The organism is Asticcacaulis sp. AC466, from assembly GCF_000495815.1.
Lineage (GTDB): Bacteria > Pseudomonadota > Alphaproteobacteria > Caulobacterales > Caulobacteraceae > Asticcacaulis.
In genome coordinates this window covers 28,010-43,248 of the sequence record NZ_AWGE01000027.1, presented here as the reverse complement: position 1 = coordinate 43,248, position 15,239 = coordinate 28,010, and the positions used below count along the sequence as shown (strand labels likewise).

Annotated in this window: 14 protein-coding genes and 1 tRNA gene; 6 read left to right on the top strand and 9 right to left on the bottom strand. The window is 59.8% G+C overall.

Annotation, left to right across the window (positions count from 1 at the left end):
• Positions 1-7: 7 nt before the first annotated feature.
• Together AEAC466_RS42745 and AEAC466_RS42740 are read right to left on the bottom strand one after the other, a co-directional pair.
• Positions 8-772, bottom strand: coding sequence for an SDR family NAD(P)-dependent oxidoreductase (locus AEAC466_RS42745; RefSeq protein ID WP_023460162.1), 765 nt, complete (start codon positions 770-772; stop codon positions 8-10).
• A gap of 63 nt (positions 773-835) precedes the next feature.
• Positions 836-2,215, bottom strand: coding sequence for an MATE family efflux transporter (locus AEAC466_RS42740; protein WP_031239604.1), 1,380 nt, complete (start codon positions 2,213-2,215; stop codon positions 836-838).
• Positions 2,216-2,447: 232 nt separating this feature from the next.
• On the opposite strand from AEAC466_RS42740, the gene AEAC466_RS44025 reads away from it, so the two are divergent.
• A complete protein-coding gene (locus tag AEAC466_RS44025) occupies positions 2,448-2,783 on the top strand; it encodes a hypothetical protein (RefSeq protein WP_023460160.1) in 336 nt (111 codons plus the stop codon).
• 38 nt (positions 2,784-2,821) lie between these two features.
• Here the strand turns inward: AEAC466_RS44025 and AEAC466_RS42735 are convergent, their stop codons facing one another.
• From AEAC466_RS42735 to glmU, 5 genes are all read right to left on the bottom strand, one after another.
• The gene (locus AEAC466_RS42735) at positions 2,822-4,195 is read right to left on the bottom strand and encodes a class II 3-deoxy-7-phosphoheptulonate synthase (RefSeq protein ID WP_023460159.1); all 1,374 of its coding nucleotides are present in this window, start codon (positions 4,193-4,195) and stop codon (positions 2,822-2,824) included.
• A gap of 97 nt (positions 4,196-4,292) precedes the next feature.
• A complete protein-coding gene (locus tag AEAC466_RS42730; protein ID WP_023460158.1) occupies positions 4,293-5,648 on the bottom strand; it encodes an O-antigen ligase family protein in 1,356 nt (451 codons plus the stop codon).
• Positions 5,645-7,021 (bottom strand): glutathione-disulfide reductase, encoded by a 1,377-nt coding sequence (gorA, locus tag AEAC466_RS42725; protein ID WP_023460157.1) that lies wholly within the window; start codon positions 7,019-7,021, stop codon positions 5,645-5,647. The genes AEAC466_RS42730 and gorA overlap by 4 nt, the downstream gene beginning before the upstream one ends.
• A gap of 60 nt (positions 7,022-7,081) precedes the next feature.
• The gene (gene rpiA, locus AEAC466_RS42720) at positions 7,082-7,786 is read right to left on the bottom strand and encodes a ribose-5-phosphate isomerase RpiA (RefSeq protein ID WP_023460156.1); all 705 of its coding nucleotides are present in this window, start codon (positions 7,784-7,786) and stop codon (positions 7,082-7,084) included.
• The gene (gene glmU / locus AEAC466_RS42715) at positions 7,783-9,132 is read right to left on the bottom strand and encodes a bifunctional UDP-N-acetylglucosamine diphosphorylase/glucosamine-1-phosphate N-acetyltransferase GlmU (protein ID WP_023460155.1); all 1,350 of its coding nucleotides are present in this window, start codon (positions 9,130-9,132) and stop codon (positions 7,783-7,785) included. The genes rpiA and glmU overlap by 4 nt, the downstream gene beginning before the upstream one ends.
• A gap of 100 nt (positions 9,133-9,232) precedes the next feature.
• On the opposite strand from glmU, the gene AEAC466_RS42710 reads away from it, so the two are divergent.
• Together AEAC466_RS42710 and AEAC466_RS42705 are read left to right on the top strand one after the other, a co-directional pair.
• Positions 9,233-9,916, top strand: coding sequence for an HAD hydrolase-like protein (locus tag AEAC466_RS42710; RefSeq protein WP_023460154.1), 684 nt, complete (start codon positions 9,233-9,235; stop codon positions 9,914-9,916).
• A gap of 62 nt (positions 9,917-9,978) precedes the next feature.
• Positions 9,979-10,053, top strand: a tRNA-Val gene (locus AEAC466_RS42705).
• A 42-nt stretch (positions 10,054-10,095) separates the two neighbouring features.
• Here the strand turns inward: AEAC466_RS42705 and AEAC466_RS42700 are convergent.
• Entirely contained in the window at positions 10,096-11,151 is a 1,056-nt protein-coding gene (locus tag AEAC466_RS42700) for a glycoside hydrolase family 43 protein (protein ID WP_023460153.1), read from the bottom strand.
• Positions 11,152-11,237: 86 nt separating this feature from the next.
• Here AEAC466_RS42700 and AEAC466_RS42695 point away from each other — a divergent pair, with 86 nt between their 5' ends.
• Complete coding sequence (locus AEAC466_RS42695) at positions 11,238-11,663, top strand: response regulator (protein ID WP_023460152.1); 426 nt, start codon at positions 11,238-11,240, stop codon at positions 11,661-11,663.
• 7 nt (positions 11,664-11,670) lie between these two features.
• On the opposite strand, the gene AEAC466_RS42690 is transcribed toward AEAC466_RS42695, so the two are convergent.
• Positions 11,671-13,488: a monovalent cation:proton antiporter-2 (CPA2) family protein gene (locus AEAC466_RS42690; RefSeq protein WP_023460151.1), complete on the bottom strand. Its 1,818-nt coding sequence runs from the start codon at positions 13,486-13,488 to the stop codon at positions 11,671-11,673.
• A gap of 153 nt (positions 13,489-13,641) precedes the next feature.
• Here AEAC466_RS42690 and AEAC466_RS42685 point away from each other — a divergent pair, with 153 nt between their 5' ends.
• Together AEAC466_RS42685 and hutG are read left to right on the top strand one after the other, a co-directional pair.
• Positions 13,642-14,379 carry a class I SAM-dependent methyltransferase gene (locus AEAC466_RS42685; RefSeq protein WP_023460150.1) on the top strand — a complete coding sequence of 246 codons (738 nt, stop codon included), beginning with the start codon at positions 13,642-13,644 and terminating at the stop codon, positions 14,377-14,379.
• A gap of 32 nt (positions 14,380-14,411) precedes the next feature.
• On the top strand, positions 14,412-15,239 hold the full coding sequence (gene hutG / locus AEAC466_RS42680) for an N-formylglutamate deformylase (RefSeq protein ID WP_023460149.1): 828 nt from the start codon (positions 14,412-14,414) through the stop codon (positions 15,237-15,239).

Sequence of the window (15,239 nt, the reverse complement as noted above, 5' to 3'; positions counted from 1 at the left end):
AAGGCGATCAGGCGGGCATCAATTGTCCGCCGTTGATGTGCACGATCTGGCCAGTGACATAGGCGCTCATGCTGTTCGACGCCAGGAAGACGATGGCCCCAACACACTCTTCCGGTGTCCCGATGCGCTGCATGGGTATTGTGTTGCGCATGGCCTCCATGCGCTCAGGGGGCGTGAGGTCGTGAAACGGCGTTGCAATAACGCCCGGCGCAATGGCATTGACCCGGATATTGAGTTTGGCGAGATCGCTTGCCATATGACGCGTGACATTGTGCACGAAGGCCTTGGCCCCGGCATACAATCCCGAACCCGGTCCGCCTCCATTATTGCCCGCAATGGAGCCCAGGTTGACAATGGCCCCGCCGCCGCGCGCCTGCATGTGCGGCACCGCCGCCTGACTGCCTTCGATGACGGATCGCACATTAAGGTTCATGACACGCTCATAGAGGGCGGCATCCCAATCGAGAAACAAGGTCCGGGTCATCAGCGATCCGGCATTGTTGACCAATATATCCAGACCGCCCAGTTTACGCGCGGCGGCATCGACCAGTGGCCCCGCGTTTTCACGCGTCATCAGATCGGCCTGCATCAGGTGCGCCTCACCGCCATCGGCCGAAATCAGATCGACCACCTTTTGCGCTTCGGCTTCGCTGCTATTGTAATGGACAACCACCTTGGCGCCCAGACGCGCAAATCCCTTGGCCGCAGCGGCGCCTATGCCCGTGCTGGCGCCGGTAATCAGCACGCATTTTCCCTGTAGATCATCAAGCATCCTGCGTGTCCTCACCGTGACTTGGTTTATCATCCATATGAAGCTGTATTTTTTAAAGCGCTTCTATGCGGTTGTCGAGTTTACAACAGCCCGTCTGTCGAGCCAGAGAAAGCGCGCCGTCTGGAACGTCCCCGAAATGAGCGAGGCGACCACGACGGCCCAGATTAGCCCGGCCACGCCCCAGCCAAGGGCCAGACAAAAAACGAACCCCAAGGGCAACATGATGGCGCCATAGGAGACATAGTGGATGATCGTCGGCGCCAGCACGTCCTTGCGCGCCCGCAATGCCTGCGCCGCCACGACCTGCAGGCCATCGGGAATGAAGAACAGGCACGACAACAGAAGGCCCGCCTGAATGGTCGGCAGCAGGGCCTCATCGTGACTGTAGAACCGCGCGATGACGCCGGAAAGTAGCGCCGTGAACACAACCACGGCCGCCATGAACAGGGCTGCGGATATGAAGCTGACGCGGCCGGTTCGCGCCAGGGCGTCAAGGTCCCCGGCCCCGAAGGCGCGACCGACCAGAACCGAACATCCTGCCGACAGTCCCATGGGCACCATGAAGACGACGCTGGCGTAGTTGAGTACGACGGTCCAGCTGGCCACCTCGATTTCACCGATGTGACCGGCAAACATGGTCATGCCGGCGAAGGCCGCCACTTCGATGAAATAGGCCGCACCCGTGGCGTAACCGACATGGCGTTGTTCCACCGCGCCGTGATGGTCTGGCGCCTGGCGCCCCATCAGGTCGAACGGGCGCGTCTCCTTGAGGCGCAGGATATGGATGAGCAAGCCGATCGATTGCAGGGCGCGCGCCGTCAGGGTGGCCGTCGCTGCCCCGATCGCCCCTTCGAAATGGATGCCGAATATCGTGACGCGCCCCGGCACGAGCAGAAGCAGCAGCACGACATTAAGCGCATTGGCAATCAGGGTGGCGATCAGAGTATCACGCGTCCGTCCGAGGGCTTCGAGAAACTGCGTGCCGACCGCGCCGGGCAAGAAAAGCGGCATGGAGCAAGCGAATATGATCAATGGCACGCGCGCGCCTTCGACCATGTCCGGTTTGACGATCAGGCCAAGGAAAGGCGCCCCGCCCACCAGCAAGACAAGCATAAAACCGATGCCCAGAGTCAACGCATAACCCATGCCGCGTTGGAATACCGCGCCGATCCGATGCAGATCGCCGGAGCCCAGAAAGTGCGAAGTCTTGACCTGGACGCCCATGAGCAGCCCCATGGATGTCAAGGCAGGCACCCAATAAAGGGATTGGGATAAGGTGAGATACCCCAATTCGGCCGAACTGTGCTGGCCAACCACTATGGTGTCCATCAGCGCCATGAGCATGACGCCGACGCGTGAGGCGATGACCGGCCACGACAGCGCAAAAAGGGCGGCAAACGCCGCCCTCGTTTGAGGTTCAATTCGTGCAATCAGTCGCTTCATGCCGGGCTCAATAGCCGACTTTGTGATCACGCTCAATGCTTGGCGGGGATATGAAGGCGGCATTTTTTGACCGCTTCGGACACGCTTGCCGTGTAAAAACTGCCCTCAACAAGCCGATAACACGTGCAAAGCCTTATCCGCCCTAGGGTTGTGGTGTGGCACGCCTATTGCGACGCATACGCCATCCCTGAGGTTCAGAAGAACCGCCCCTTCCTCCTCCGGAGATTTACACATGCAGATCGCTTCGTCCTACGCCCTGCCCGCCAGTTACGGCACATCCACCGCCACGAAGTCCCAGACCTCTACCGACCCGCTCAGTCAGATCGCGCCGTCTTCGTCCGACAGCGCCGAAGCCAGTTTGATGAAATTCCTCAAGATGTCGCCAGCGGAGAAGATGCAATATACGTGGCTTAACAGCCACGGCCTGACCAAGGAAAAATTGGCGGCTAAATCGCCTGAAGAACGCGCAGCCATCCAGAAACAGATGATGCAGGAACTTCAGGAACAGGCGCGGCAACGCCAGGAAAAGGCAAATGGTACCGGCACGGCGATCAACGTCGTCGTATAGCAAAAAAGCCCGGACATGCGCCCGGGCCTTTTTTCGTTCTAAGCCGCCTTAGATGCCGCCATTTTCAAACTGTGCAGCCGTTCGGCCACCAGGAAACTAAGCTCCAGCGCCTGGTCGGCGTTGAGGCGCGGATCGCAATGGGTATGATACCGGTCACGCAGGTCTTCCTCGCTAAGCGCGAAAGCCCCTCCTGTACATTCGGTCACATTCTGCCCGGTCATTTCCAGGTGCATACCACCCGGATGGACGCCCTCGGCATTGGCGATATCGACGAAGGAACGCACTTCCGACAGGATGCGATCGAAGGGTCGCGTCTTGTAGCCATTGGCGGCCTTGACGACATTGCCGTGCATCGGGTCGATGGACCAAACGACAGGTACGCCATGCTTACGCGTCGCCGCCATAAGCTTAGGCAGACGCTCAGCGATCTTGTCCGAACCGAAGCGACCGATCAGGGTTAGGCGGCCAGGAATAGCTTCCGGATTGAGCGTGTCGATCAGGCGGAGCAGATCGTCGGGTTCCAGCGTCGGACCGGCCTTTACGCCAATCGGATTCTTGATGCCCTTCATGTAGTTGACGTGGGCACCGTCAAGCTGACGGGTGCGCTCACCTATCCACAGCATGTGGGCCGACGTGTCGTACCAGTCACCGGAGGTGGAATCGACGCGCGTCATGGCCTGCTCGTAATTGAGCAGCAAAGCTTCGTGCGACGTGAAGAAATCGACCTGGCGGATTTCCGGCTGGCTTTCCGGCTTGATGCCTATGGCCGACATGAAGCTGAGCGTTTCAGAAATCTTGTCGGCCAGGGCGCGATACCGTTCGCCCTGAGGCGAGCCGGATACGAAGCCCAGCGTCCACTTGTGAATATTGTACAGGTCGGCGTAACCGCCCTGAGCGAAGGCGCGCAGCAGGTTCAGCGTGGCCGAAGACTGATGATAGGCCTTCACCAGCCGCGACGGATCGGGAATGCGCGCGTCCGGCGTGAATTCCATGCCATTGATATTGTCGCCACGATAGCTGGGGAGCGTCACACCATCGATGGTTTCGATTGCCGAAGACCTCGGCTTGCCGAACTGGCCGGCGATACGGCCCACCTTGACCACCGGTTTACCGCCGGCAAAGGTCAGGATGACCGCCATCTGAAGGATCAGGCGGAAGCTATCGCGAATATTGTCGGCGGAAAACTCCTTGAAGGATTCCGCACAATCCCCGCCTTGCAACAAGAAGGCTTCGCCCTGCGCAACCTGGCCCAGAGCCGAGGTCAGGCGGCGGGCTTCACCGGCGAATACCAGCGGCGGCAAGTGCGACAGTTCGCTTTCGACGGCGGCCAGGGCCTGGCTATCCGGATAGTCGCTCGGAATATGCAGGGCCGGAAGTTCACGCCAATCTTTCGGGGACCAAATCTTTTTCATAGCTGTATTTACACTCACTGCCGGTTTCAACTCAACCGGAAACCAGAAGAGACCTATATAGGAAAAGAATTTACCGTGTAAAGTCTGATGCTTGTAGTTAATTTCGTAACTTTATACTGTGTGTCGCGGCGCGCACAGCCAAAACAGCGGCCATAACGGCAAAGGCGCCCAGGCAATAGAACCAGGACCGCCACAGACCATAGCTGATCGTGCTTATGACCAGGAACATGGTGGCTTGGGCCAAAAGGTAAGGCTGGAAACGCGCGGAGAGATTGCCGGTGGACACAGGCGCAACCTCTTCGTCAAGGGCGCGAAGTCCAGTTTCCTGCGGTACGTCAGTCATCTCACCTGTCACTTTCAGATTCCAGAACAGCCAGAACCAGAAGGCAGCGAGGATAAGCAGCCCCGGTATCCCCAGTTCGAGCCAGGCCTGCAACGCCATATCGTGCGGGTGATTGGGGATCATGGGCTCGAATTGACGCGAGGCTTCATAGCCCCACCCCCAGATGGGTTTTTCCAGCGAGCGGGCAACGGCGTAGCTCCAGATGTCAATCCGCGCCGCCCATGACGGCAGCAGGTCGGTTTTTATCTTCACGGCCAGTCCGCTTTTCATCAAGGCATAGATGATGGCCGGAAAGGCCAGCATCGGCACCAGGGTAAGCACCGCCAGTACACGCTCAGGCTTGAACGCTTTCAAGGCACGCGGCCAATACTTCACCCCATAAAAGACAGCCACCGACGCGAACATGGCCAGCAGGTGAGCGTTGGTGTCACTGGTGATGCCGGCGGCAACCACGGCAATAGCCGCGAAAATAATAATTGCCGGTCGGTGGCGGGCCGCCTGAACCATGGCCAACGGCCAAAACATCATCAGCAAGGCGCAGTTGGTGTTCGAAAAACCGACAATGAGCATCCGGTCCCGACTATGGAAGAACTGGTTGCTCAGGCTCTGACGCAGGCCGAAATTAGACACGGCCTCAATCATCTGAACGACGCTGAGAACCAGGAGCACATATACGAACCAATGGAATATGCGCGCCGCTCGCGCCTCGTCCTGCGATCGCGCCGCGAACATGGCGGCCCAAGCGAGAAACCAGATGACGATGGGGGCTTCGAAATACCGTTTCGACGCGGCATAGGCAGTACCGATATCGGCGCCGCGCGCCATCGCTTCGACCATGTCGGAGCGCAGCACGGCCAGCAGCAGCATGGCGGCGGTCAGGGCGGCAAAGACGCCGAACGCCTTCCATGAGCCGTGCGACAGGAACAGGTGCCCTAAAGAGAGTACACCGATCAGCGCCAGCAGCGACGGCAACCCGGTCGCGGCATAATAGGCCCAGACAGCGAACGCCGTCAGGCCAGCAAACAGCACCCAGGTCGTATAGCCATCGCGCAGCCGCCGCAGCGGGCTCTTGTTTTGCTCAGCATTCAGAAGCCCCAGCCGGTCGGTCATGCGCGTTTATCTTTCAAGGTTACCAATTCTTCCGCCGCTGTCGGGTGAACGGCGCAGGTGGCATCCCACTGCGCCTTTTTCAGTTGCGCCTTGACGGCGACCCCGGCCAGTTGAATCAATTCACCGGCTTCGCCACCGACAATGTGGACGCCCAGAACGACATCGGTCTTCTGATCGACGATCAGTTTCTGGAAAATGCGGCTTTCGCCCTTGATGAAGGCCGTCTTCATAGACCGGAAGCGCGTTTGATAGATATCGTAGGCAATGCCCGCTTCCTGCGCCTGGGCCTCGGTCATGCCGACCGTACCGATCTGGGGCTGGGAAAAGACGGCCGTCGGGATGTTTTCGTAGTCGTAGGCCGTCTCATTGTCCTTGAACGCCGTCTCGACAAAGGCGATGGCTTCGCGAATGGCGACAGGTGTCAGGTTCAGGCGATTGGTGACATCCCCGATGGCATAGATATGCGGATGGGTGGTGCGCGAAAAGCGATCAACCGGAATGGCGCCGTGCGAGTCCGGCGTTATACCAATAGCGTCCAGGTTCAGCCCTTCGGTTTTCGGCTTGCGCCCAGAAGCGTACAACACCTGATCGGCCATAGCCGTCGTGCCGTCGTTCAGCGAAATTTCCATGCCCGCATCGGTCTTTTTCAGAGCGACAGGATCGATCTGGGTGCGGACCTTGATCCCCCGCAGCGCCATTTCGTTGGCCAAATGATCGCGGACATCGTCATCGAAGCCACGCAAAATCTTTTGGCCGCGGTAGAAGAGCGTTACATCGACGCCCAGCCCATGCATGACACCCGCAAATTCAACGGCGATGTAACCCCCGCCAACAATAGCCAGAGTCTTGGGCAATTCAGGCAGGTTGAACATCTCGTTCGAGGTCAGGCCGTGTTCCAGAACGCCCGGACAATGTTGCGGCAGGAACGGCCAGCCGCCGGTGGCGATCAGGATGGTCTTGGCCGACACAATCCGCTCACCACCCTGCTTGCTGGTCAGGACAAGATGATGCTCATCCTTGAAGGCGGCGTGGGCAGGAATGACCTCCGCGCCCGCCTTGACCAGGTTGGCGGTATATATCTGCGACAGCCGGTCCAATTCGGCATTGTTGGTATCGCGAAAGACCTGCCAGTCGAAGGGGCCGGCTTCTGCCTTGGTCCAGCCGAAACCATGCGCGTAATGAACCTGCTCGGAAAACTCCGAGGCATAGACCATGAATTTTTTTGGCACGCAGCCACGCAGAACGCAGGTGCCGCCGGGACGATCCTCCTCGGCCACGCCGACCTTCAGGCCCAGTTGCGCCGCCAGCCGCGCCGCACGCACGCCGCCGGAGCCGGCACCGATGACGAAAAGGTCGTAGTCATACTTGTCCATATCGATACTTTCAGAAGACGCAGGGCCTTCATGCAATTGAAGAGACGCCCCAAGCGGGCCTTAGGGATGCAGGACCTTCACACCGTCGGGCCCGCCGATCAGCGCCACGTCCGCCAGATCAAGGAACAGGCCGTGATCGACCACCCCCGTCAACGACTTCAGTTCATGCGCCAGACCGACCGGTTCGTGTATCGCTCCGCAAGCCACGTCGAAGATAAGATTGCCGCCATCGGTAATCCAGTAGGGCGAATCCGCATTCGGTCCCGTCTTGCGCACCTTGGGCATCATGGCGATGTCGAATTCGGTCAGCACGTCGGAAATACGGTTGACCGTGCCCTTCCAGGCGAACGGCTCGACCTCGATCGGCAGGGCAAACCGGCCGAGCACATCGACGACCTTGGCATCGTCGGCAATGACGATGCAGGATTTCGCCTGCTCCCAGGTCAGTTTTTCCCGCAACAGAGCCGCGCCGCCGCCCTTGATCAGGGCCAGGCCCGGGCCGACCTCATCGGCGCCATCGACGCACAGATCCAGCGTGCCGACATCATTGATGTCCTTTATGACCAGCCCCAGGCTCTGCGCCAACTGCGTCGTCTGAACAGAGGTGGAGACCAGGGTCAAATTCATGCCGGCCTTGACCTGCTCGGCCACCGCCTTGACGAACCACGCGGCCGTCGATCCGGTGCCGAGCCCCACCTTCATGCCGTCCTTGACATAGGCGGCGGCGGCATCGCCGACCTGTTTCTTTTGTTCTTCGGGGGTCATTTTTTTGCCGCTGCCTTTTCTGCCGCCTTGCGTTCACGGAATGCCGTGGCCCAGCCGTCTTTTTCAATCTGCTGCGCCCGCTCGAAGGCCAGGGCGCCAGGCGCGACATCTTCGGTAATGACCGAACCCGACCCGGTCATGGCGCCATCGCCGATGGTCACCGGGGCGACCAGAGACGTATTGGAGCCGATAAAGGCCGCCTCGCCTATCGTCGTCTTGTATTTGAAATAGCCGTCGTAATTACAAAAGATCGTTCCTGCGCCGATATTCGATCCCGCGCCAACGCTGCCGTCGCCGAGATAGCTCAGGTGGTTGGCCTTGGCGCCATCGCCGATGGTCACATTCTTTACCTCGACGAAATTGCCGATGTGCGCCTCACGGCCGATGTCCGCACCGGGACGCAGGCGGGCATAGGGACCGATCAGGGCGCCCTCGCCGACGGTAGCCCCTTCAAGATGCGAGAAAGCGCGAATGACCGCGCCGGTGGAAACGGTGACACCTTCGCCGAATACAACGTTCGGCTCAATGGTAACGCCCGGTGCGATCCGGGTGTCGTGCGAAAAGAATACGGTCTGCGGCGCGGGCATGTGTACGCCGTTGTCCATGAAGCCCTTGCGCATGCCCTCCTGCCAGACGGTTTCAATAACGGCCAGTTCCGACTGGCTGTTGGCGCCGAGGACTTCGTTTTCCAGCGCAAAGGTGACGCGGGGCTGAAGCCCGCGCGCCCGCGCCAGCCCGACAATGTCGGTCAGATAGTATTCGCCCTTGGAATTGTCGTTCTTCACTTCGGAGAGAAGAGAAAACAGACGCTCACGGTCACAGGCGATGACACCGGAATTGCACGCCTTGATCTTGAGTTGCTCCGGCGTGCATTCGCGCATCTCGACAATGGCGTTGAGCTTGTCGCCGTCCAGCACCAGCCGGCCGTAGGCGGCGGGGTCTTCGGCGATGAAGCCCAGCACAGCCATGTCGGCATCCAGGGCGAAGACCGGCTCAAGCACCTTGGCGGCCATCAGCGGGCTGTCGGCATAGGTGACGATCACCTTGCCATCGAATGTGGCCAAGGCATCGCGGGCCATAGTGACGGCATGTCCCGTGCCCATGGGCGGATCTTGCGTGACGATATTCTCCGCGCCAACCCGCCGGGTCGCCACGGCGCGTACTTCGGGGCTATGGTTGCCGACAACGACAATAACGCGTTCGCAGCCGGTCTCATAGGCAGCGTCGATCGCGCGGTCCAACATGGTCCGGCCCCCGATTTTGTGGAGCACCTTAGGCAGCGGACTTTTCATTCGCGTCCCCTGCCCCGCCGCCAGAATGACCGCAGCGCGCTTCGTATCAACCATGTCACGACTCTTTTTCGTTTGCCTGTCAGGCCGATTTAGCCCAAAGCGAGCCAAAGCGAAACGGCTATTCTATGGCAAAGCAAAGGGATGCGGCGATAAAATGACTCTGGACGGCTATATCATTGCTTTCGATCTCGACGGGACGCTTGTTGACACCGCTCCGGATATTATTGGCGCACTGAACAAGGTGCTGATCGAGGAAGGCGTGAAGCCGTTTCACCTGGACGAGGCCCGGCCCATGATCGGCCGCGGCGCCATGGAATTGCTTCGCCGCGCCTTCGGACTGGCGGGACAGCCGCTCGCCGCCGAACAGGAAAGGCCCCTGCTCCAGCGTCTGCTGACTCTCTATGAGCAGCATATCGACGAACTGAGCCGCCCCTATGACGGCATGGTAGCGGCGCTGGATGTGCTTGAGGCCGCCGGGGCGCGCTTCGCCGTCTGTACCAACAAACACAACTACCTGGCGGTCGAACTGATCCGCCGGCTCAACCTGTCGCACCGCTTCGGCTCAATCAAAGGGGCGGACGTCGTACCGAACAAAAAGCCCGCCGCCGGGCATCTGCGCGCCTGCGTCGATGAAATGCAGGGCGACATGGCCCGCACGATCATGGTCGGCGATTCGGAAACCGACTTCCTGACCGCCCGGGCCGCGGATGTGCCGTGCATCCTTTTCACCTTCGGCTATAGCGAGCGCCCGTTAAGCGAGTTGACGCCCGACGCCCTGCTCGATCACTATCGCGATCTGCCCGATGCCATCGCCCGCTGCCTTACAAGACGGGCATAAAACAGAAAAGCGCTTGCACGGGGCGCGGACGCACGCTAAGACGCCGCTCCCGATCTGGTAATGGACGCGTAGCTCAGCGGGAGAGCATTCGCTTCACACGCGAAGGGTCACAGGTTCAATCCCTGTCGCGTCCACCACCACCCTTCCATCGAGAATTTAGCCCAATCCTGCGGCCCGCCTTATTTAAGCGGGCGCGGACTTACGCCTTCATTGGTCATCACCACCGGCTTGATGTGGCCGGTGTCATCGAAATACATGTGATCTATGGCCAACTGGCGATGATTGCCGTCATTGGTATCAAGCGGGCGGCGGTGGTAGACGATGTACCAGTCGTCCGTGCCTGGGATATTGACCACCGAATGATGCCCAGCGCCGCGTGCGATGGTCGTATCCTGCTGCAATATCTTGCCTTCGCGTTTGAAGGGGCCGAACGGCGAACGGCTCATGGCGTAAGCGACACTGTAATCCGGTCCGGTCCAGTCGCCTTCCGACCACATCAGATAGTAAATGCCCTTGCGCTTGATCATGAAGGAGCCCTCGACATAGTCGGGGTCGGGCGTGATCTCCTTGTACATGTCGCCGTCCGGAAACGGCACCAGGCTTTTGAAGTCGGCGCTCAGCTTGACGACGTTGCAATGTTTCCAACCGCCGTAATACATGTAGTACTGGCCGTCGTCGTCGCGAAAGACCATCTGGTCGATCGGTTGCGCGCCATTGTGAATACCGCCGATCAACGGCTTGCCGATCAGGTCGCGGAACGGACCTTGCGGCTGGTCGGCGACGGCTACACCGATCCCGCCCAGTTCACCTTCGTGCACATCGTTTGCACCGAAGAACAGGTAGTATTTCCCATCCTTTTCCACGGATGACGGCGCCCAGACGGCAAAAGACGCCCAGCTTACATTTTCGACATCAAGAACATCGGCATGTTTTTGCCAATGGACGAGATCGGGCGATGAAAAGGCGTCGAGAAAGGTTTGGCGCAGAAACGGCGCCCATATTTTGGGATTAGCGCGCTGCTGGATCTGGGCCGGGGTGAAATGGGTCGGTGGCATGGGGGCATCCGCGTCGGCTGACCAGGTCGGGAAAATCCAGTACTGGTCGCCGTATATGCGAATCTCGGGGTCGGCATACCAACCAGGTACGATTGGATTGGCCGCCAGGGCGCCGGACGATATGCCGGCACACAGAGCGACAACTCGGCACAACGCCTTGCGTTTCAAGCTTTTAAACACTTTTTCAACCCTCGAATACTCATTGATCCTTTATGCCGGTTCCGGGAGTCTACCTCAACACCAAGGTAAGAAACACACCCGATTCCATGGCGTCTGAACATATAAAAATCGTACCCCAATCTGAACACGAAGACGCGGCAACGCCGCGCGTCCTTCTCGTCGAAGACTATGCACCCAATTTGCTGGTGGTGGCGACCTGCCTGGAAAAGTTCGGTTATGCCTACGACATCGCCAGCAACGGTCTGGAGGCGGTCGATTTCGCCAAGGCGAATACCTATATTGCCTGCCTGATGGACGTGCAGATGCACGACATGGACGGGTTTGAAGCCACAATGGCCATACGCGATTTCGAAGCGCAGGAGGGCAAGGCGCATCTGCCCATTATAGGCGTCACAGCCCACGCCCTGTCCGGCGACCGCGAACGCTGCTTAGCTGTGGGCATGGATGACTATGTTGCCAAGCCATTCAATCCAGCGGCGCTGGAAGCCAAGCTAGCGGCCTTGCGTCCCTGATGATGCGTCAGGCGTCCTGCTTGTCCTCGCGCAGAATGCCTTCGAGTTCCTCGCGCGACAGCTTGGAGAAGTTGATAAGGTCGGGCTCGCTTTCGAAGAATTCGAACGACCGCTTGAGCGTCTCGATGTCGTGATTGCGGAACTTGCGGGCGCGGCGTTCGATGTCGGTCTTGGCGTGCCCCAGGGCGATCATGGCATCGCGCGCCAGGGTCAGGGAGGAATCCAGCGTTTCCCGATGATAATAGTCGACGCCTGCCCGATGCAGTTCGTAGGCATGGCGGCGGTTTCGAGCGCGGGCATAGACCATAAGGCCCGGGAAGTGCTGTTTGGCCAGCTTGACGATTTCAACGGCGGCTTCAGCGTCATCAACGGCGACGATCAACATCCGCGCCTCCTCCGCACCGGCGGCGCGCAGAAGGTCGAGCCGCGTGGCGTCACCGAAATAGGCCTTTGAGCCGAACTTCCGCAGCAGTTCCACCTGTTCCGGGCTTTTTTCCAGAACCGTGATCTCAAGCCCCTGGCTCACCATGAAGCGGCCGATGATCTGGCCGAAACGGCCGAAGCCGGCGATGATGACGCCATTGTGCTCATCGATCACGTCATAGTCGCGCTGAGGGATCTGGCTCATGAACATTGGCTGGATGAACCGGCCATAGGCGGCAATCAGGATGGGCGTGAGCGCGATAGACAAGGCGACGAGCAGGACCAGGAATTTCTGTACTTCTGGGTCGATGATGCGCAGGCCGCCAACCAGTTGCAGCAGGACGAAGGCGAACTCCCCGCCCTGGCTAAGGCCGAACGCAAGCCCAAGTGCTGGCGCATTATCGAGTTTGAACACCCGCCCCAGGCCGAACAGGACGATCCCCTTGATAACCATGACGGCCACGACGGCCGCGATCAGGCCGACCGGGTGAGCCATAAGCACGGTAAAGTCCATGCCCATGCCGACCGAAATGAAGAACAGGCCCAGAAGCAACCCCTTAAAGGGTTCGATGTCGGTCTCGATCGTACGGCGATATTCGGAATTGGCCAGAACCACGCCCGCGATGAAGGCGCCGAGCGCCGGGGAAACCCCGACCAGTTCCATCAGTATGGTGACCCCGATGACCAGGGCCAGCGAGGCGGCGGTAAAGACTTCGCGTAGATTGGCGCGCGCGATGGCGCCGAAGACATAGCGCGACAGATATTTCCCGCTGAAAATAACGCCCGCAATGACCGCTATGACGGCCAAAGGCTGGAGCCAGGCCGGCCAGTGCGCGATCAGGCTGGCGCTATGTCCACCGTCCGTCGCCAAACCGCCGAGATTGAGACTGGAGGCCAGCAAGGGGATGATGATCAGGATCGGAATGACGGCGATGTCCTGAAACAACAGGATGGCGAAGGAGGTTTCGCCCACCACCGAATGGGTCAGGTTCTTTTCCCGCAGCATCTGCATGACCAGGGCGGTGGACGACAGGGCCAAAGCCATGCCGACGGCCAGTGAGGCCTGCCAGCCATGCCCAAGCAGGATCCCGGTCGTCATCAGGGCCAATGCGGTCAGGGTGACCTGCAATCCGCCCAAGCCGACGATCTGGCGGCGCAACCGCCACAAAATGGCCGGCTCCAGCTCCATGCCGATCAGGAACATCATCATGATGACGCCGAATTCGGCGAAATGCATGACCTTTTCCGCCTCGCCAATCAGACCCAGGACGAACGGCCCGATGATAACGCCCGCGATGAGATAGCCCAACACAGACCCAAGTTTGAACCTCGCGGCCAGGGGCACAACCACGCAACCGGCGATCAGAAAGACGAACACATTGAGTAAAAGATGTATGTCCATGCGTCACCTTGCCTCGCCTCAGAATCCCAGACGACACTATCTAGGCACGAAGTCCCGTATGGCAAGGGCGATTGTCAGGCATATGCAAACCTGCAAAGATGGGCATTGCGGAAACGCGCACATGTCGGCTCACTACGTAAGGGTGCATCACGGATGACCAGCCAGTTTTCTTCGGTCGCCACTGAGTACGCAGAGGCGCGGCCGACCTATCCCGACGCCCTGTTCGACTGGCTGGCGCAACAATGCCCGTCGCACGATTTGGCCTGGGATGCCGGCGCGGGCAGCGGACAGGCGTCGCTGGCCCTGGCCGAGCGCTTCACCCATGTTCAGGCCACCGATGTCAGTGCTGAACAACTGGCGGCCATGCCTGCGCACCCCCGCATTACGCGTCATGTCGGCGCGATGAGCGGCCTGGCTTCGGCGTCCGCCGATCTGGTGACCGTGGCCCAAGCCCTCCACTGGTTCGACCTGGACGCCTTTTACAATGAGGTGCAGCGCGTCCTCAAACCCGGCGGCGTCATCGCCGTGTGGAGTTATGGCATTCCGCGCGGCGACGATGCGGCGTTGACCGCGGCAATAGACCATTTGCACAACGATATTGTCGGCCCCTACTGGACGCCGGAACGTCACCACGTCGAAAACGGCTATGCCAATCTGGCCTTTCCATTCGCATCCCTCCCGGTCCCGTCCCTCACCCTGTCGGCGGAGTGGACGATTGAGCGTCTGCTTGGTTATTTCCGTAGCTGGTCGGCCACGGCGCGCATGACAAAGGCCACCGGCGCTAATCCGATAGACGCCTATGCACCGGTGCTCAGAGACGTCTGGGGCGATCCGGATCGTGTTCGTACGATAAGCTGGCCGCTGATGATCAAGGCCGGTCATATGGCTTGACACCCAAGGGCGGCATAGGTTCAAGTGGCGTCATGCCTGCTTCAACCGGTCATGGCGATCTTCCGCCTTCGGATCATCCCGTCTTCGATTTCCACGAAGGCACGTCTCCGCTCGTTATCGCCGCGCCCCACGTCGGCACCTATATTCCGCCGGATATCGCCGCCCGTCTCAATCCGACCGGACTGGCCGTGGGCGAAACCGATTTTCATGTCCATCGCCTGTTCGACTTCGCCCGCGACTTGGGCGCCACAACGCTTTTCGCCACCCATTCGCGCTATGTCATCGACCTGAACCGCGATCCGGAAGGCCATAACCTCTACCCCGGAAAGTTCGAGACGGGCCTGTGCCCGACAACAGATTTCGACCGTAACCCGATCTATGCCCCAGGTCAGGAACCAGAAGCCGACCAAATCACCCACCGGCGCGACCGCTACTGGCAGCCCTATCACGACCAGTTGCGCCAAAGCCTGACCGCCGCAATTGCCCGTCACGGCAAGGTTCTGCTGATCGACGCCCATTCCATTCGCCCCGTCATTCCCAGCCTGTTCGAGGGCCGCCTGCCGGATCTCAATTTCGGGACTAATGGAGGGATCACCCTCCGCGGCGCGACCTTAAGTGCGCTGGCGGACTGGCGCGGTCGCGTGACCGGATACAGTCACGTGCTCGACGGCCGTTTCAAGGGCGGCTACACGACCCGGCATTACGGCGCGCTCTTCCCGGAGGCGCAGGTCCTGCAAATTGAAATAGTTCAGGACACTTACCTAGACTCCGGCACGCCGCACCTGTATGACGCCCGCATTGCCGAACCCTTGAGTCTGACCCTGCGCCCGCTTGTGGAATCGCTGGTCGCGTCCCTGTAA